The organism is Candidatus Competibacteraceae bacterium, from assembly GCA_016699715.1.
Lineage (GTDB): Bacteria > Pseudomonadota > Gammaproteobacteria > Competibacterales > Competibacteraceae > Competibacter.
The window spans coordinates 1,179,659-1,196,811 of record CP065007.1 but is presented as its reverse complement, the minus strand read 5'-3'; the positions used below and the strand labels follow the sequence as shown (position 1 = coordinate 1,196,811).

The 17,153-nt window shown below is 64.1% G+C and carries 21 protein-coding genes; 11 read left to right on the top strand and 10 right to left on the bottom strand.

Translation table 11 applies throughout. From position 1 onward, the window contains the following. Window positions 1–80: 80 nt before the first annotated feature. The 8 genes from radA to rpsF all read right to left on the bottom strand — a co-directional run bounded on the left by radA (window position 81) and on the right by rpsF (window position 6,585). Window positions 81–1,445: a DNA repair protein RadA gene (gene radA, locus IPM89_05435; GenBank protein QQS55252.1), complete on the bottom strand. Its 1,365-nt coding sequence runs from the start codon at window positions 1,443–1,445 to the stop codon at window positions 81–83. Further along, complete coding sequence (gene alr, locus IPM89_05430; protein ID QQS55251.1) at window positions 1,438–2,532, bottom strand: alanine racemase; 1,095 nt, start codon at window positions 2,530–2,532, stop codon at window positions 1,438–1,440. The genes radA and alr overlap by 8 nt, the downstream gene beginning before the upstream one ends. Next, window positions 2,529–3,929, bottom strand: a complete 1,401-nt coding sequence (gene dnaB, locus IPM89_05425; protein QQS55250.1) for a replicative DNA helicase — start codon at window positions 3,927–3,929, stop codon at window positions 2,529–2,531. Before dnaB ends, alr begins: the two co-directional genes overlap by 4 nt. Window positions 3,930–4,113: 184 nt before the next feature. Further along, window positions 4,114–4,563, bottom strand: coding sequence for a 50S ribosomal protein L9 (gene rplI / locus IPM89_05420; GenBank protein QQS55249.1), 450 nt, complete (start codon window positions 4,561–4,563; stop codon window positions 4,114–4,116). Between the two features lie 44 nt (window positions 4,564–4,607). After that, on the bottom strand, window positions 4,608–5,519 hold the full coding sequence (locus tag IPM89_05415; protein ID QQS55248.1) for a DUF2232 domain-containing protein: 912 nt from the start codon (window positions 5,517–5,519) through the stop codon (window positions 4,608–4,610). Window positions 5,520–5,555: 36 nt separating this feature from the next. Further along, on the bottom strand, window positions 5,556–5,780 hold the full coding sequence (rpsR, locus tag IPM89_05410) for a 30S ribosomal protein S18 (GenBank protein ID QQS55247.1): 225 nt from the start codon (window positions 5,778–5,780) through the stop codon (window positions 5,556–5,558). Window positions 5,781–5,785: 5 nt separating this feature from the next. Continuing rightward, window positions 5,786–6,127, bottom strand: a complete 342-nt coding sequence (gene priB, locus IPM89_05405) for a primosomal replication protein N (GenBank protein ID QQS55246.1) — start codon at window positions 6,125–6,127, stop codon at window positions 5,786–5,788. A 23-nt stretch (window positions 6,128–6,150) separates the two neighbouring features. Then, window positions 6,151–6,585: a 30S ribosomal protein S6 gene (rpsF, locus tag IPM89_05400; GenBank protein ID QQS55245.1), complete on the bottom strand. Its 435-nt coding sequence runs from the start codon at window positions 6,583–6,585 to the stop codon at window positions 6,151–6,153. Window positions 6,586–6,810: 225 nt separating this feature from the next. Between rpsF and IPM89_05395 the strand changes: the two genes are divergently transcribed. From IPM89_05395 to IPM89_05380, 4 genes are all read left to right on the top strand, one after another. Further along, complete coding sequence (locus tag IPM89_05395) at window positions 6,811–7,128, top strand: hypothetical protein (GenBank protein ID QQS55244.1); 318 nt, start codon at window positions 6,811–6,813, stop codon at window positions 7,126–7,128. A gap of 115 nt (window positions 7,129–7,243) precedes the next feature. Further along, entirely contained in the window at window positions 7,244–8,380 is a 1,137-nt protein-coding gene (locus tag IPM89_05390; protein QQS55803.1) for an FtsX-like permease family protein, read from the top strand. Then, on the top strand, window positions 8,377–9,060 hold the full coding sequence (locus tag IPM89_05385; protein ID QQS55243.1) for an ABC transporter ATP-binding protein: 684 nt from the start codon (window positions 8,377–8,379) through the stop codon (window positions 9,058–9,060). Before IPM89_05390 ends, IPM89_05385 begins: the two co-directional genes overlap by 4 nt. Next, window positions 9,054–10,052 carry a hypothetical protein gene (locus IPM89_05380; GenBank protein ID QQS55242.1) on the top strand — a complete coding sequence of 333 codons (999 nt, stop codon included), beginning with the start codon at window positions 9,054–9,056 and terminating at the stop codon, window positions 10,050–10,052. The genes IPM89_05385 and IPM89_05380 overlap by 7 nt, the downstream gene beginning before the upstream one ends. Before the next feature lie 2 nt (window positions 10,053–10,054). Here IPM89_05380 and IPM89_05375 read toward each other — a convergent pair whose 3' ends face one another. Both IPM89_05375 and IPM89_05370 read right to left on the bottom strand, forming a co-directional pair. Beyond that, window positions 10,055–10,249 carry a type II toxin-antitoxin system HicA family toxin gene (locus tag IPM89_05375; GenBank protein ID QQS55241.1) on the bottom strand — a complete coding sequence of 65 codons (195 nt, stop codon included), beginning with the start codon at window positions 10,247–10,249 and terminating at the stop codon, window positions 10,055–10,057. Beyond that, entirely contained in the window at window positions 10,249–10,479 is a 231-nt protein-coding gene (locus IPM89_05370; protein QQS55240.1) for a DUF1902 domain-containing protein, read from the bottom strand. Before IPM89_05370 ends, IPM89_05375 begins: the two co-directional genes overlap by 1 nt. A gap of 29 nt (window positions 10,480–10,508) precedes the next feature. On the opposite strand from IPM89_05370, the gene IPM89_05365 reads away from it, so the two are divergent. From IPM89_05365 to IPM89_05335, 7 genes are all read left to right on the top strand, one after another. Continuing rightward, a complete protein-coding gene (locus IPM89_05365) occupies window positions 10,509–11,072 on the top strand; it encodes a TlpA family protein disulfide reductase (GenBank protein QQS55239.1) in 564 nt (187 codons plus the stop codon). 74 nt (window positions 11,073–11,146) lie between these two features. Continuing rightward, window positions 11,147–11,791 carry a nitrous oxide reductase accessory protein NosL gene (locus IPM89_05360; GenBank protein QQS55238.1) on the top strand — a complete coding sequence of 215 codons (645 nt, stop codon included), beginning with the start codon at window positions 11,147–11,149 and terminating at the stop codon, window positions 11,789–11,791. A gap of 62 nt (window positions 11,792–11,853) precedes the next feature. After that, a complete protein-coding gene (locus tag IPM89_05355) occupies window positions 11,854–12,345 on the top strand; it encodes a nitrous oxide reductase accessory protein NosL (protein ID QQS55237.1) in 492 nt (163 codons plus the stop codon). A 212-nt stretch (window positions 12,346–12,557) separates the two neighbouring features. Beyond that, window positions 12,558–12,731, top strand: a complete 174-nt coding sequence (locus IPM89_05350; protein QQS55236.1) for a hypothetical protein — start codon at window positions 12,558–12,560, stop codon at window positions 12,729–12,731. A 216-nt stretch (window positions 12,732–12,947) separates the two neighbouring features. Beyond that, the gene (locus IPM89_05345; GenBank protein QQS55235.1) at window positions 12,948–13,706 is read left to right on the top strand and encodes a hypothetical protein; all 759 of its coding nucleotides are present in this window, start codon (window positions 12,948–12,950) and stop codon (window positions 13,704–13,706) included. 224 nt (window positions 13,707–13,930) lie between these two features. Beyond that, window positions 13,931–15,535 (top strand): DUF4157 domain-containing protein, encoded by a 1,605-nt coding sequence (locus IPM89_05340; protein ID QQS55234.1) that lies wholly within the window; start codon window positions 13,931–13,933, stop codon window positions 15,533–15,535. A 323-nt stretch (window positions 15,536–15,858) separates the two neighbouring features. Continuing rightward, complete coding sequence (locus IPM89_05335) at window positions 15,859–17,145, top strand: IS66 family transposase (GenBank protein ID QQS55802.1); 1,287 nt, start codon at window positions 15,859–15,861, stop codon at window positions 17,143–17,145. The last annotated feature ends 8 nt before the right edge of the window (window positions 17,146–17,153 follow it).

Below are 17,153 nucleotides of genomic sequence, written 5' to 3'. Positions count from 1 at the left end.
CCTTAACGACTCAACGAGCACTAGCTAAAATCAGTGGATTGTTTTTAATGGATTGCAGATCCTACCCCGTCTCTTCAATCTCAAACATCCCCCATCACTTCGGCCAAGCGACTGACACCGCGCACCTCCAGTCCTTCCACCCGCCCGCCGCGCCGGGGCAGGTTGGCACGTGGCACGATCGCCTGCTTGAAACCATGCTTGGCCGCCTCCCGCAACCGTTCCTCGCCGTTCGGCACCGGGCGGATTTCCCCGGCCAGCCCGACTTCGCCGAACACCACCAGATCGATCGGCAGCGGCCGGTCGCGAAAACTCGACAGTGCCGCCAGCAGCACCGCCAAATCGGCCGCCGTCTCGTTGATCCGCACCCCGCCGACCGCGTTGACGTAGACGTCTTGATCGTACATCGCCACCCCGCCATGCCGGTGCAATACCGCCAGCAGCATCGCCAAGCGGTTTTGCTCCAGACCCAACGTCACCCGGCGCGGGTGGCCGCCGTGGCACTCGTCCACCAGCGCCTGGATTTCCACCAGCAGCGGCCGGGTGCCTTCGCGGGTCACCATGATCACGCTGCCGGCCACCGGCGTGTCGTGGCGCGACAAAAAGATCGCCGACGGATTGCTGACCTCTTTCAAGCCGCGTTCGGTCATGGCGAACACGCCCAGTTCGTTGACCGGCCCGTAGCGGTTCTTCACCGCCCGCAGCACGCGCAACCGGCCGCTGGGATCGCCCTCGAAATACAGCACGGTATCGACCATGTGCTCCAGCACCCGCGGCCCGGCAATGGCGCCCTCCTTGGTCACATGGCCGACCAGAAACAACGCCGCGCCGCCGGCCTTCGCGTAGCGCACCAGTTGCGCCGCGCTCTCCCGCACCTGCGCCACCGAGCCCGGCGCCGATTGCAGCCGTTCGGTGAATACGGTCTGGATCGAGTCGATCACCATCGCCTGCGGGTGTTCGATCTCGGCGGTGGCCAGAATTCGCTCGACGTTGACCTCCGGCAGCAGCCGCAGCCGATCACGAGCCAGACCCAGCCGCTGGGCGCGCAGGCCGATCTGTCGAGGCGACTCCTCGCCACTGACGTACAGCGTCCGGTTGCGCACCGCCAGTTCGGCCAACACCTGCAACAGCAGAGTGGACTTGCCGATACCCGGGTCGCCGCCGATCAGTGTCACCGAGCCGTCGACCAGGCCGCCGCCCAGGACCCGGTCCAGCTCGCCGTTACCGCAGGACTGACGGATTTCCGCCACCGCGTCCACTTCGGCGAGGGTGCGCACCTCCGCCGCCTGGCCGGCATAGCCGGCGAACGGGCTCTTCCCTCCCACCGGGACCGCCGCGGCCTCCTGCAGGGTGTTCCAAGCTCCACAGTCGCTACACTGGCCCGCCCATTTGCTGGCCTGCGCCCCACACTCGGCGCACACGTAGACCGTGCGCCCCTTGCTAGCCATCGGCCGACGGCGCGGGAATCACTTCGCGGCGCACCCGCGCCGTCACGCCACACAGCAGGGTGTAGGAGATCGTGCCGGCAGCCTGGGCGATTCGCTCCACCGGCAACCCTTCGCCCCACAGCAGCACCGGATCGCCGATCCGTGCTTCGGGATGCTGGCGCAGATCCAGCGTGATCATATCCATCGAGACCCGGCCCACCAGCGCCGCCGCGCGGCCGTCGATCAGCACCGGCGTTCCGGACGGCGCATGGCGCGGATAACCATCGCCGTAGCCCGCCGCCGCCACGCCCACGTCCATGTCCTCGGGACAAAGCCAGGTTCCGCCGTAGCCAACCGGTTCGCCTCGGCGCAGCCGCCGGATGGCCACCAGCCGGGTGTGGAAATTCATCGCCGGGCGCAAATCCTCGTCGGGTGCCAGGCTATCCACGAAGGGAGAGGCGCCGTACAGCATGATGCCCGGTCGCACCCAGTCGAAATGAGTATCCGGCCAACCCAGAATGCCGGCGGAATTGGCCAGCGAGCGCTCGCCCGGCAGGCCGGCGATGGTGGTCTCGAAGGTTTGGAGTTGCTGGCGGGTGTAGTCGCAATCCCGCTCGTCGGCCCGCGCCAGATGGCTCATCAGACCGATTTCCGCTTGCACCGTCGGGCAGTCGCGCAACCGTTGAAATACCGCTGACACGGTTTCCGGTTCCAAACCCAGGCGGTGCATCCCGCTGTCGATCTTCAGCCAGACCCGCAGCGGCCGTTCCAGCCGGGCACGTTCCAGCATCCGTAGCTGTTCGGGATGATGGACGGCAATGTCCAGGGCATGACGGGCGCACAACGGCAGTTCATCCGCCTCGAATACCCCTTCCAGCAGCAGGATTCGCCGGTCGATGCCGGCTTCGCGCAAGGTCAGCGCTTCCTCGACACAAGCCACCGCGAAGGCGTCGGCGTCCAGCGCGCGGGCGGTTCGGACCAGACCATGGCCGTAACCTTCGGCTTTCACGGCGGCCGCCACCCGCCGGCCCGGCGCCACTGCCCTGACTCGCCGCAGATTGTGAACCAGCGCCCCCAGATCGAGGCGCGCCGTGGTTGCTCGACTCATGATTTGGAACCCGCCGAGTAGAATTCGGGAGCGTAGCTTTCGAAGCGAGTGTACTGCCCCAGGAAGGTCAAGCGAGTGGTCCCGATGGGGCCGTTACGCTGTTTGCCGATGATGATTTCGGCGATGCCCTTGTCGGGACTGTCGGAGTTGTAGACTTCGTCGCGGTAGATAAAGCAGATCAGGTCCGCGTCCTGTTCGATCGCACCCGATTCGCGCAGATCCGACATGATCGGCCGCTTGTCGCCGCGCTGCTCCAGCGTGCGATTGAGCTGCGACAGCGCCAGCACCGGCACCGATAACTCCTTGGCCAGGCTCTTGAGCGCCCGGGAAATTTCCGAAACCTCGGTGGCGCGGTTTTCGTTGGTGCCCGGCACCTGCATCAGTTGCAGGTAGTCCACCACGATCAGGCCCAGTTGCCCTTCCTGCCGATGCAGGCGCCGCGCCCGCGCCCGCAGTTCGTTCGGGCTCAGATTGGAGCTGTCGTCGATGAACAGCCGCGCCTCCGACAGCATGGTCACCGCCGAGGTCAAGCGCGGCCAGTCCTCTTCCTCCAGCCGCCCGGCCCGCACCCGATGCTGGTCAATCCGGCCCAGCGACGACATCAAGCGCATGATCAGGCTCTCGCCCGGCATTTCCATGCTGAACACCGCCACCGGACACTTGGCTTGAATGGCCGCATACTCGGCGATATTCATGGCGAAAGCGGTCTTGCCCATCGACGGCCGGCCGGCGACGACGATGAGATCACCACGCTGCAAACCGGCGGTTTTGTCGTCGAAATCGGACCAGCCGGTGGGCAGGCCGGTGATCGGATTGTCGCGCTGGAACAGCAGGTCGATCCGCTCCACCGTGCGCGCCAGCAAATCCTTGATATTGGCGAAACCTTCGTGGGCGCGGAAACCGCGTTCGGCGATAGCGAACACCTTTTTCTCGGCATCGTCCAGCAATGCCTTGCTGTCGCGGCCCTTGGGATCGTAGGCGCTGTCGGCAATCTCGGTGGCGGTGCGAATCAACTCGCGGCGGATCGCCCGCTCGCGAATGATGTCGGCGTAGGCACGGACGTTGGCGGCGCTCGGCGTATCCCGCGCCAACACGCCCAGATAGGCGAAACCTCCGCCCGCCTCCAGTTCGTTGTGGTCCTCCAGCCATTCCGCCAGGGTCAGCAGATCGAACGGCTTGCCCTGTTCGGCCAGCCGACGGATGGCGCGAAAAATGAGCCGGTGATCGGCGCGGTAGAAATCGTGTTCATCCAGCCGGTCGGCCACCTGATCCCAAGTGGCGTTGTCCAGCATCAGGCCGCCCAGCACAGCCTGTTCGGCCTCGAGCGAATGCGGCGGCACCCGCAGCGCCTCGGTGGCGGCGTCCTTACGGTGGGGAAACGGGGAAACGGGCAGCATGACGGAACTCTCGGAAACAACCGGCGATCCGCCGCCCGCCGCGATGGTTCGGCGGCACGGCCACGAAATTCCCGCGGGGGGATGGGTACAAGACGCTCGATACAGCGCTGGCCCGCGGGCGTTGCCCGCGCGGGGATGGTTTGAGTCTAGTTCAAATCCCCAGCGTGGGCATGCCGGCCGCGGCTCAGACTTCGGCGATGATATTGACCCGGATTTGGGTCTTCACTTCGGGGTGCAACAGCAGATCCACATCGTACTCGCCAATCTGGCGGATGGAGCCGGTCGGCAAGCGGATCTCATTCTTCTGCAACTCGATCCCGGCGGCCGACACCGCGTTGGCGATGTCGGCGGCGCCGACCGACCCGAACAGCCGACCTTCGCTGCCGGTCTTGACCGACAAGGTGACAATCAATTCGGCGAGTTGCTCGGCGCGGGACTTGGCTCTGGCCAGCAACTCGGCGGCAACCCGTTCCAGCTCGGCGCGACGGGCCTCGAACCGGGCGAGATTGGCCGCGGTGGCCGCGGTGGCCTTGCCTGTCGGAATCAGGAAATTGCGAGCGTAGCCCGGCTTAACATTGATCCGATCACCCAGGCTGCCCAGGTTATTGATTTTTTCCAGCAATATGATTTCCATCGTCAAACTCCGATGTGCGCTTCGATGCGTGTTGTAAGGAGAATTCAGGGTTTGCTCGGGCGCGGCCGAACGCGGGTCCGGAAATCGGCCCAGGCATCGGCGATCCCCAGCGCCATGACCAGTTGCGACAGCAACGGAACCAGTAGCAGATAAAGCAGCAGCAACCAGGCCGGCGAGAGTCGCAGCTTGAAGACCAGAGCGTGTGCCACGGCGATGCCTTGCACGCTGTAGAGCGTTCCCAGCACCAAGACCAGATTGCTCAGAACCGGCCAGCCAGACAACAGCGCCGCGCCGAACAGCGCCAGTGCCAGCAGCGCCAGCGGGCGACCCAAGCGCAGCTGATGAAATTCGGGACGAAAACCGCCCGGGTGGAACAGTAGCGCCTGCCACCAGCGGCCGAGCAGCAATCCCGCCAGCACGAATAACAGCGCCGCGCTCACCACCTGTCCCGGCAACAACGGCGCCCAGCTCCGTAACAGATCCAGCAACTGCTCCAAGGTAGCCCGTTCGCCCGATGGCAACGTCGTCAATCCCTGCCGCAGGCCGTCAAGCACCTGGCTCCACCAAACCGCTGGGTCACCCAACATCAGGTAGAATCCGCCCACGCCCAGTAGACCCAGCAGGGCAGCGGCTCGCAGCGTTACGGACAGCGAGACTGTGGCACGCAGCAACGACGCCAGCACCCATAACGGTGCCCAGCAGGCCAGCAACACCGACAGCATCGGCCACATGGCGCCCAGACCCAGCACCAGCCCGGCCAGTGCGCCGGCACCCAATCCGGCCAGCACCGCGAGCAATGCGCCTTCGGCCGCGCCCCGGCGCAAGGTCACCAGCGCCACCACCGCGCCGGATACGATCAGGATTGGCGGGAATAACCAGAACAGCACTGCCGTGGGCGCCGCGATCAGCACCGCCGCGAACCGGCCGCGCATGATGAAGACGGCAATGGATTTCACGCCAGACTCCTGCCGCGGCCGGACCGCTCGACAGACTTAATGCCGGTCGCAGTACGGCAGCAACGCCAGAAAGCGGGCGCGTTTGATCGCTACCGAGAGTTGCCGCTGGTAGCGGGCCTTGGTACCGGTGATGCGACTTGGCACGATCTTGCCGGTTTCGCTGATGTAGTTCTTCAGGACAGCGATGTCCTTATAGTCGATTTCCTTGACGCCTTCGGCGGTGAAACGACAAAACTTCTTACGACGAAAAAAACGCGACATGGGATTCAATCCTCGGATGATTCGTGATCAAGCATCTCAATGCGGGCGGCGTGCAACACCAAACGGTATTCGCCCTCGCGATAATTGGCGCGGCTGACAAAACCCCGCACCCGCAACCGGGCGCCCGCCACCAGCGGGCCGGCGATGCCGGCCAGGGCTTCGCCACAGGCCACCACCGGAATCCGGCAACGCGCCTCGCGCGAAATACCGGCTTCCACTTGGCTGGAATGGTGTTCCAGCAGGAAGCGGCTGATGGGTACGCCCGCCGGCGACTGGCGGGTTTCGCAACCCCCCGCGACCTGGCCGGCGATGATCAGGTAGTTGTCGGCGGGTGGCACGAACGGCATGGTGACGCGAGGCTAACGCCAGCTCAGGCAGATTCGTCACCGGTCTCGACTGCCTCGTCGGAGTCGTCGCGGTCACTACGGTCACCGCGATCACTACGGTCGTCGCGGTCGTCGCGGTCGTCGCGGTCGTCGCGGTCGTCGCGCGACCTGACCAGCGGCGACGGTTCGATGTCCGGACCATCCCGCTCGATGATCAGGTTGCGGATCACGGCGTCGTTGAAACGGAAAGCGCTCTGCAACTCTTCCAGCACTGTCTGGCTGCACTCGACGTTCATCAGGACGTAGTGCGCCTTGTGGATCTTATGGATGGGATAAGCCAGTTGTCGCCGACCCCAATCTTCCAGGCGGTGGAGATGGCCACCGTCCTCTTCGACCATCGCGCGATAACGCTCGATCATCGCCGGAACTTGTTCGCTCTGGTCGGGATGGACCAGAAACACGATTTCGTAATGTCGCATTGCGGCTCCTTACGGATGATAGACAGCCTCCCGAAATTGGTGAGGCAAGGAGTCGCGGTCCAAGCGGACCGCAAGGGGCAGGTATTCTAGGAGGAAAGACCAGGGGACGCAACGACGGGAGTAGCCAAGCGATTTGCCTGGATGAAACGGGCCGGGTCCGGCTTACCGTTGCCAAAGCAAGTCCGGCCGAATAAGCTGCGATCAGTTAAACCACCTGAATGATCCATGCTGCTTCGACGCTGCCCTCATCCCCGCATGGCGAATGTCGCTTTGACCTTGCTGGCGATTTTGTTGCTACTGTTCGGACTGACGCTGGCGGACGCGGCGTGGCGCTCTCGTTCAACGGATCGCGCCACCAACCGGGCGCTGGTCCGCGAACTGGGCTTGACCGACCTCAGCCTGTTCACCGAGGCTCGCTACACCCGCCATCCCAGCCAAGCCGACCGGCACAGCCCGTTTCAGGATCATCCGGCGGCACTGGACCACTTTCCCACCGGTACGCTGCTGCCTCCTCCGCCTGGTTTAACGCCCTCTTCCCGCTGAACGGTTTTTTCATCGCCAAGGCTTTCAGACTGGAGAATTGTCAATGCCGGTCGGTCTCGATTTCCGCGACGATACCGTTCCGCCACTCCTGCTCCCAACCGCCGCCGATTCCGCCATGCGAGCCTTCCTCGAACGGCAGAAATACCTGATCGACTACACTCTCGCCGCCCTGTTGCGGCGCAAGACCCGCAATCTCGGCCTGCTGCTGGTTTATACCCTGCTGGTGTTTCTGTTTGCCTCGGTGCTGCTGCTCAGTCAGGGGCTGCGGCGGGAAGCGACGCTACTGCTGCAAGATGCGCCGGAGGTGATCGTGCAACGCCTGGTCGCCGGTCGCCACGATCTGCTGCCGGCGGCCTGGCTGGATACCTTGCGGCGAATTCGCGGGGTCGCTTCCGCGCGGGGCCGGCTGTGGGGTTACTACTACGATCCGGCGGTCAAGGCCAACTATACCCTGATGGCCGCGCCGGAACGCGGGTTGGCGGCGGATGAAATCGTCATCGGCGCGGCGCTGGCGCGGGTCCGCCAGATCGGCGTTGGCGACTATCTGAGCCTGCGCGCGACCGATGGCCGACCACTGCCGCTGAAAATCACCGGCGTGCTGGAATCCGCCTCGGAACTGCTGAGCGCCGACCTGCTGCTGTTGTCCGACGCCGGCTTTCGCCAGCTTTTCCAATTGCCGCCGGAGGTCTACACCGACGCCGTGCTGGCGGTACGCAACCCGCGCGAGGCCGTTACCGTGGCCGGCAAAATCGCGCTCGCCCTGCCCGCCAGCCGGCCAATTCTGCGCGCGGAAATCCTGCGCACCTACGACGCCGTGTTCCACTGGCGCGAGGGTATGGTGTTTGTCGCGCTGGGTTCGCTGCCGCTGGCCTTCCTGATCCTGGCCTGGGACAAGGCCGCCGGCCTCAGCGCCGAGGAAAAGCGCGAGATCGGTATCCTCAAGGCCATCGGCTGGGAAACCGGCGACATCCTGCGCATGAAACTGTGGGAAGGCGCGCTGCTGTCGCTGACCGCCTTTCTGGCTGGCTATCTACTGGCCTGGTGGCAGGTGTTTTACGGCGGTGCGCGACTGTTCGCACCGGTGCTCAAGGGCTGGGCGGTGCTGTATCCCGACTTCCGGCTGACACCGGCGGTCGATTTGCAACAGGTTCTCGTACTGTTGGCGGTGACCGTGCTGCCCTACATCGTCGCCACCCTGATCCCCGGTTGGCGGGCGGCGATCGTCGATCCCGACGCGGCGATGCGCGGATGATCGAACTGCGCGAGGTCAGCAAGGTATTCAATCAGGGTCAGCCCAGCGAATGCCGGGCGCTGCGCGAGCTGAGCCTGAGTCTGGAACGCGGCGGCATTACCGTGTTCAAGGGACCCAGCGGTTCCGGCAAGACCACGCTGTTGACCCTGATCGGCGGTCTGGCGCGGCCCACCGCCGGACGGATTACGCTCGACGGCCGGCTACTGTCCAACCTGCCCGAGCGTTTTCTCACCGAGGTGCGACGACACACTTTCGGCTTCGTGTTTCAGCAGTTCAATCTGATTCGAGGACTGACGGTACTGGAAAACGTGATGCTGCCGGCCTATCCGCTGGGGAAACCGTATCGTGAGCTGCGGGACGGCGCGCGAGCGCTGCTCGACCGTTTCGGGCTGGGCGCGAAGGCGGAGAACCGGGTCGAATGGCTGTCCGGCGGCGAGGCGCAGCGCACCGCCCTGGCCCGCGCCCTGATCAACGATCCGGCGGTGCTGATCGCCGACGAACCGACCGCCAACCTCGACAGCGCCCTGTCGCGCGAGGTGCTGGCGCTGCTGGGCGAACTGGCGGCGCAAGGGCGAACCGTGCTGATCAGCAGCCACGATCCGCTGGTATTCGAGGCGGCGCGGGTGGACCGCGTGATCGAGTTGCACGACGGAAGCATCGTGGGAGACACGCGATGCTGATCACGCCCGCCATCGTCGCCCTGCAACTCATCGCCCTGAGCGTCGTCGGCACGGTGCTGCTGGCCGCTGGCTTCGCCTGGAAGATCCTGCACCGCTGGGACATCCACAGCGGTAGCGAATTGCAGCTCAGGCTGGAACGGCGAACCTATCTGATTTCCACCCTGCTCGGCTTCGCCCTGGGCGCGGAATTGCTGTCGCTGCTGCTGTTCGCGCAGACCGCCGAAAGCCTGTCCGGCCAGTTCGTCGGCGCGATGTGCGCCACCGGCGTACTGAACGTCAACCCTTTCGGTTTCCCGACTCTGCTGCTGAAGATCGCTCTGTTTTTCCTGGCGGCGCTGTGGCTGCTGCTCAACCGGGTGGATAACCGGGGCTACGATTATCCGCTGGTGCGGGTCAAGTACGGGCTGTTGCTGACGCTGGCACCGCTGGCGCTGCTGGAGGGGGCGGTGCAAACCCGCTTTTTCCTTGGGCTGGAACCGGAGGTGATCACCTCCTGCTGCGGTTCGCTGTTCAGCGCGGCGGGCCAGGGCGTGGCGGCGGAACTGGCCGGTTTCCCGGCGCGCCCGGCACTGGCGCTGTTTTACGCGATGGCGGGACTATTGCTGATCATGGGGCTGGCGTTTCGGCGCTGGCCCCGGCTGGGACCTGTGTTTGCCGCCGTCAACCTGTTGACCTTCGCGGTCGCCATCACCGCCATCGTCGCCTTCCTGTCGCTGTACGTGTACGAAAATCCCAACCATCACTGCCCGTTCTGTCTGCTGAAAGCGGGCTACGATTACGTCGGCTATGCGCTATACCTGCCGCTGTTCGCCGCTACCGCCGCCGGCATGGGCGCCGGGATCATCGCCCCGTTCCGCCGGATTGTCAGCCTGCAAGCGACGATTCCAGGCGAGGTTCGGCGGCTGACCAGACTGGCGCTGGCGGGATTCGGCGTGTTTTACGGGTTGGCGACATGGTTGATGCTGCGGTCGAATTTGATTTTGCTGGGGTGACGCTAAAATCGTTTCAGCAGACCGGCCTGCTTCAATACCCCGTTGGCGGTATGGCGAGATTTGATCGCACCATCCACCACGAAATGTCGGGCTGTCATCGGGCTGAACCAGATTTCGTGATCGCCCTTCCCCTGTCGCGCGAAATGACAACCCGCATCCCGCAACATGCGTTTCAGGTCCGGCGTCAAGTCATCCATCAAGCCGTCCGGACATGTTCGAGTCGCTCACTACGCAGGCGGAACGGAATATCGCCCGGCCGCGCCATGCCATTGAGCGCCAGCAATTCGGGAATCATGATCCGCAACCTTGCCAGCAGGATCTCCATGGTCTCAGCCTCCGTGACCAGTCCTGGCACATCGTCGCTGGCGGCAACCCAGACTCCGGCTTCGGCATCCCATTCAGCGATAATTTCAAGTGGGAAGTTCATCAATCGCAACTCTCATCAGGTCATCCACGATGCTATATAAGGTGTTCAATTTAACATCGAATTTGCGGGATCGGCAAAGCGCCGGCTTGTTGCATGCTCCATCCCCGCCTTGGCTTTTCCCCACCCTCCTCCTGCTCGCCCTCCTCGCCGGCTGCGAGCAGAACGTCACCGCCGTCAAAACCGACGCTCCCGCCCCCGCCTTCACCCTGGAGCGGCTGGATGGCCCCGCCGTCCGCTTCCCCGAGCAGTATCGCGACCAAGTGGTTGCCATCCGCTTCTGGGCCGACTGGTGCCCCTACTGCCACGCCGAGATGCAGGCGTTGGAGCCGGTCTACCGCCAGTACCGCGACCGGGGACTGGCCATCCTCGCCGTCAACGTGCTGCAACCGCTGGAAACCGTGCGGCCCTTCGTCCAGGGACTTGGCATTTCCTACGAGGTGTTGCTGGACCCGCAAGGCGAAGTAACCCGCGGCTATGGGGTCATGGGCCTGCCGATGACCTTCATCGTCGATCGGCAGGGCGTCATCCGCGCCCGGATCGTCGGCGAATCCACGCCAGAGGTGTTCGAACGGGCGATCGCCAGTCTGCTATGAGCATTCTCAAAACGCTTCGTGCCGCCTTGTCCTAAAATGGCGCTCTTAAAACCACAGCAGGAGTCATGCAATCCATGAGCGATCCCATCCACACCGAGCGCCGACAGGTTTTGCGCATTCTCGCCGCGGCGGGCGCCACCGCCAGTATCACGGCCCTGAGCCCGGCGGCTCACGCCGCCCCGTGCGCGGACGACGGCACACCCCTGCAATTCGTACCCAAGACCCAGCCGGACCCTGATCCGCTGGACAATGAGCTGAGCAAATACCCCAAGTGCCCCTATTGCGGCATGGATCGGCGCCAGTTCCACTACAGCCGCCATCTGGTTCACTATCAGGATGATCGAGTGGACCCGACCTGCTCGCTGCACTGCGCCGCGCTCAGCCTGGCGCTGAACCTGGACCGGGGACCCAAAGCCATCTACGCCGCCGACTACGGCGCCACCACCGAGCCAAAGCCGCTGATGGACGTCGATAAAGCCATCTATCTGATCGGCTCGAAGTTGCCGGGGGTGATGACCCAGCAGAGCAAGGTCGCCTTCAGCGCCAGGCCAGCGGCGGAAGCAACCAGGGCCGAGCAGGGTGGAGAGTTGGGCAATTTCGATGCCGCCTTGCGCGCCGCCTATCTGAGCATGGCCAGCGACACCCAGATGATCCGCAAAAAGCGGGCGGAACGGCGACAGCGCGCCGGACAAGCCGGACAAGCCGGACAAGGACAGTGAAAAGCGGCCCTTTCCCCGAACCACGCAATTTTTACCACGTCCCCTTTTTTAAAGCGGAGCCAATGCTCAGCATCCACCGACTGGCGGCATGGTTGCTGATCTTCAGCCTGGCGTCGGCCTGGGCGGAACCTTTACCACTACCCGCGCCTGGCCCCAAGGACACCTGCCCGGTCTGCGGCATGTTCGTCGGTCTTTACCCCGACTGGGTAGCGACGGTGGTGTACCAGGACGGTCACGCCCACCACTTCGACGGCGCCAAGGATCTATTCAAGTACCTGCTGAACCTGCCGAAATACGCGCCCGGTCACCACCGGGACGACATCGCCCGCATCGGCGTGACCGAGTACTACGGTCTGAGCCGGATCGACGCCCATATCGCCTGGTACGTCATCGGTTCCGACATGCTCGGGCCGATGGGCCACGAACTGGTGCCGCTCGGCACCGAAGAAGAGGCCAAGGATTTCCTGCGCGATCATCGAGGCCGGCGGATCGTCCGTTTCGACGACGTCACGCCGCCGCTGCTGGAACAGCTCGACCAGGGAAAGCTCGATTGAGGGGCGTTTTGCACAATCCCTTGGGATAGGGTTTGAAGGTGGAAAAATTTTTATTTCTGAGTTGCTTACTCTGGTATTTGATTCATTTGAAGGCTATATTTCAAGCTGCAAATGAGATTGAAATGCATTTGCAAGCGAGGCTGTTCGCGTTCCGAATCGCCTCCAACCTTAGCGGATCGTTCATTGGGACCTGGCTTTAAGAGGATCAATCAATGAAAAAGCTGTTCTCAGTTGTCGCAATCGCGTCCATGGTGTTGTTATCGTTCAACGCCCATTCCAAGCTGGCCGCTAATAAGTTAGCCGCCAATGGCGTCAGCTTGAATGATTTAGATCAAACCTTGAACCTCCGGGGCTTGGCCCAAGTGCCGCTGATCAAGGCAAACTAAGCCACCCTCGACCAACCCCCGGCGCACCCACGCCATCCCTTCATGCCCCCGCTGCCGGTGCTGCCCGCGTGGATTCCCAACCGGAACGCCCAAGCTCGTAGTGCTTGGGCGTTCCGGTTGGGACCGGTTCCGGCGTGGACCTGCGCTACGTCAACAAGGAAAGAATGAATAATCGCGACGGGCGGATTTAGCGCCCTGGGTCGAGGAAACACCCCCATGCGATGCCGCGCCCGAGCCTTTACCGCGTGCCTTTCCACCGGCCTGGCGATCTTCGGCCTCGCCGCGTCTGGTTGCAACCCTCGAACGCCGCCGGTTAGCTGTCCGATCGCCGACGCCACGTCATCCCCGCAACGCTATCCCCTAAACGACCCAGCCAACCGCATCGCTCAGACTGAGCCCGGCCGAGAGTTCATTAAATATCTGACCGACTGCGCCCTGTGCGCGGGCGTCACCGCCTACGCTGACGTCGCGGGCCAACACTACGAATTTCCCGGCACCCTGGGCTTGGCGCCCCATTGGATTCATCAATCCCTGACCGAAGACGAGCAACGCTGGGTCTCGGCCTGCATCCTCGCCCGAACCAACCATTTCGGCGTCGAGGTCCAGATCTCACTGCGCGCCGACCACGGCCCGTATCCCGCCTTGCAAACCACCGAACCGGAACGCCGGGAATTCACCCTTCACGAGGGCGATTTCTTCGGCAACCTGTTCGCAGATACCCCGGTCGCCGCCGTGGCCGTGGGCCGCGCCACGCCCGAGCAACGCCGCGATCCTGTTTTCCAACTCCGCGTCTGCGCCGCCGAAGACCCGGACGCCACCCCTGTCGCCGGCCAAAAACTTTCGCGGTGCCGCTTCATCATCACCGGCGACGCCCGAAACCCTGATGCCCACACCCTCAACGGCCAACATTACGAGCAATACATCAGCGTCTACCTCAAACCCCAAGCCCCATCGACCCGCCCACCCGAACCTTAACCTGTGGCGTTGACTTGATTTCATTGAACCTGCCGAGGCGTGCCTGGAAACACGCATTGAGGGGAAGTCCGCCCAAGGTTATACCGTTTCCCGGTAGGTTTTCGCTTTCATGGCTCTTGCTATTCCGTCATACCCGCGAAAGCAGGTATGACGAATGGCGCTGTTTTTGACCTGAAAATACAAAACCTATCGGTAAACGGTATTACCCCAATCAGGAGGTCGCAATGACACTCGAACACCAACCCATTGATTACCGGCCAGTCATTCAGGAAGTGCTGGGCTCACCCGGTTTGCCGCTGGAGCCTGCCGTCCGCATTCTTATGGAGGCGAGGTTCGTCCGCGACTTCGGCCATGTGTGCCTGCACACCGACGGACGGGCAGCCGCCTCCGCCCGAGCCATCGGCGCGGGGGCCTACACCGTCGGCTCGCATATTGTCTTCGCGGAGGGACGCTACAGCCCCGAAGCGCGAGCGGGCCTGTGGCTGCTCGCCCATGAGCTGGCCCATGTCGTCCAGCAGAGCGGCGCAGACCCGCCCTCGCCGGTGCAGGTGGGCGCTGTCAACGACCCGTTAGAAAGCGCGGCGGATCGGGCTGCCGACCTCGTGGCCGCCGGCCGCCCGTTGCCGCTGGACTTCGCCTTCGGGGCTGCTCCAGCCGGCGTGATCCAGCGCCACCCCGGTCCAGCCTGTAATGGCAACCTGGTCGCAATCGATGAAAATGCGGTACTGGATGCTGCGGATATCATTGCCCGCGCCTATTTGACTAATGCCAACGTACAGGAAGCTGCGGTCTTCCGCAGTATCAACTGGGATTACAATTTCCAGGTTCCGGGTGGCGCACCGAACCAGCCATTCGCAAGAGAATTGCTAAACACGCTCCGCCAGTGGGCGCAGGGGGATCGCCCGGACATTGTCGATTTCAGGAATCGGCAAGCCTACTTTTTCATGCCAGAACTCGGCGTCAACCCTGATGCCGCGCCTTATATCAATCGCTTTCACCACGTTGCGCACAATCTTGGGCGCAGGCATAAAGAGCAGGCGTGGAATTCTTGGGAGGCTAACTGGTTCCCCCCTCATGGCTTGCCGTTCCCCAACGACTTGCTCGAGCGGTTCGTCTGTACGCAGAATACTAACCACACTCCGCCGCGAGGACTGATCCTCTACGACATTCGCCAACCGGTAAGGCGGAGGAGGAGGCAGCAGCCCGCGCGCCACCTGGATCTCGTGGCCGTGGACCCGGCTTTCATCCAACTTACTGGAGATCTGCGGGCCGAGCTCCCGAAGAAGATTCGTTTCTTTGATCCGGGCGCTCCGAATCACGTCATCATCGCGCCACGGGAGGTCGCCTGGAAGTTTTACCAGCAATACAACGAGACGCTCAAGGACAAGTACATGCGAGTCAAGCCGTCCTACGATTTCCCGGGCGGCCGTGATGTAAAGGACATGAGGGCACGGCTGCACTATGTCTCCATATTACTGGGGGCTGTAGCCGCGGGCGTCATCATTGTGGGAGCCAGCGTGGCTCTCGTCCACGTCGTCGCCGTGGGCGCAGGCGCATCGGCCGGCGCAACGGTCGGGACCGGCGCAACGGTCGGAACGGGAGCCACGGTCGGGACCGGGGCGGCGGTCGGATCCACTTCGACGATAGTCGCCCCTGCGGCGATCGCCGGCAAAGTCGTCGCAGCCACTGGCGCGGCGGCCACCGCGACCGAAATAGCGGCCTACGCGGCGCTTCTGTCCGCACCCGCCGCCAAGACGGTGGCCGCGTCGGCGGGCGTCCTCATGATCGTCGGCTTCACCAGGAGTAACTCTTCACACCCCTCCCGGTAATGGCTAACTTCCCCTCGGGGAGTAGGTATGGAAAACTAGAGTCCAGCCCCACGATCAACCACCATGCACCTCAGCCCACATAGCCTGCGCCAATTAGACCACGCCTACCTGGATTCGCTGGGGAGGCCGAGGTGCGTGCGCTGTCGGGCAAGCTGCTGGACGATTTGAAGGAGGCGCTGGACCGGTTGAATCAGGGACCGGACAACAGTTCGCGGCCGCCGAGCAGTCGGGCGCCGTGGGACCGACCGGGTGACGGGCCGGAATCGGATGCCGCCGATGCGGCGGACGAGGGACCCGAGTCGGCACCGGCAGACGCGAAGCCGGTGCCGGCGGAACCGCCGTCGGCCGAGGCGAAACCGGCGGACGCGAAACCCGCCCGTAAACCGGGTAAGCAGCCGGGGGCGCCGGGGATCGGCCGGACTCAGGTGTTCCAGGCGAATGCCGAACAGGCCCATTACCCCGACACCTGCGCCGGTTGTGGCCGGCCGCTGGACCCAGTGGGTGCGGTGGCCTACACCGGGTTTCAGGCGGTCGACCTGCACTGGGGCGATCCGGCGCGGCCGGGGTTGACGCTGTGGGTCGTGGACCATCGCTATGACGAAGCCCCCTGCGCCTGTGGCCATCGGACCCGGGCGGTGGCCGGCCAGGGCGTGGTGGACCCACTGCTGGCGGGGATTGAACTCAGCGAATGGCGGCTGGTGGGGCCGGGGTTGGCGGCGCTGATCGTGGCACTGGCTTTCCGGTTCCGGCTGTCGCGGGCGCGGATTCGCGAATTCCTGGACGAGTGGCTGGGCCTGAAGCTCAGTACCGGCACGATCCATCGGACGCTCCACGAAGCCGGCGCGGCCGTGGCGCCGGCGGAAGACGAACTCGTCCAGGCGGTTCTGGACAGCCATCTGCTGCACGCCGACGAAACCTCCTGGCCCGAACACGGCCGGCCGCTGTGGCTGTGGGTGTTTGTCGCGGCGACCGCGACCCTGTACTACGTGGCCGGGCGCGGCAAGGAGCGGGTCGAGAACGTGCTGGACGGCTTTAGCGGCTGGCTGATGAGCGATGGCTGGATGGCCTACCGCAACCACCCGCGCCGGTTACGCTGTTGGGCACACCTGATTCGCAAGGCGCGGGGCTTGGCCGAGAGTGGCGACCGCGAGGCCCGTGTCTTTGGCCGGTTCGTGCTGGAGACCTTGGAGGCGCTGATGGCGGCGGTCTACGCGGCCCGCGAAGGTCCGCCGCCGGTCGCGCCGCCGACCCAACACATGATGGTACTGGCCGCGTTGCGCGCGGCCTGCGAACGGCGCCAGGGTCACGCCCACGCCAAAACCCACGCCTTGGCGGTGGAGTTGCTCAACGACTGGGAAGCCATCTTCCAGGTGCTGAGTCATCCCGAACTGCCACTGACCAACAATGTAGCAGAGCGGGCACTACGCCATTGGGTGATCGCGCGCAAGATCAGTCACGGTACCCGCACCCCGGTGGGTTCGCGGGTCTTCGCTCTGCTCGCCAGCGTCATCGATACCTGCCGCCAGCGCGGCCACTCCCCTTGGCGCACTCTCGAACGCGCCATCGCCGACCGCCGCGCCGGACTGCCTCTCGCCCCCTTGCCCCGGTAGAGGGGGGA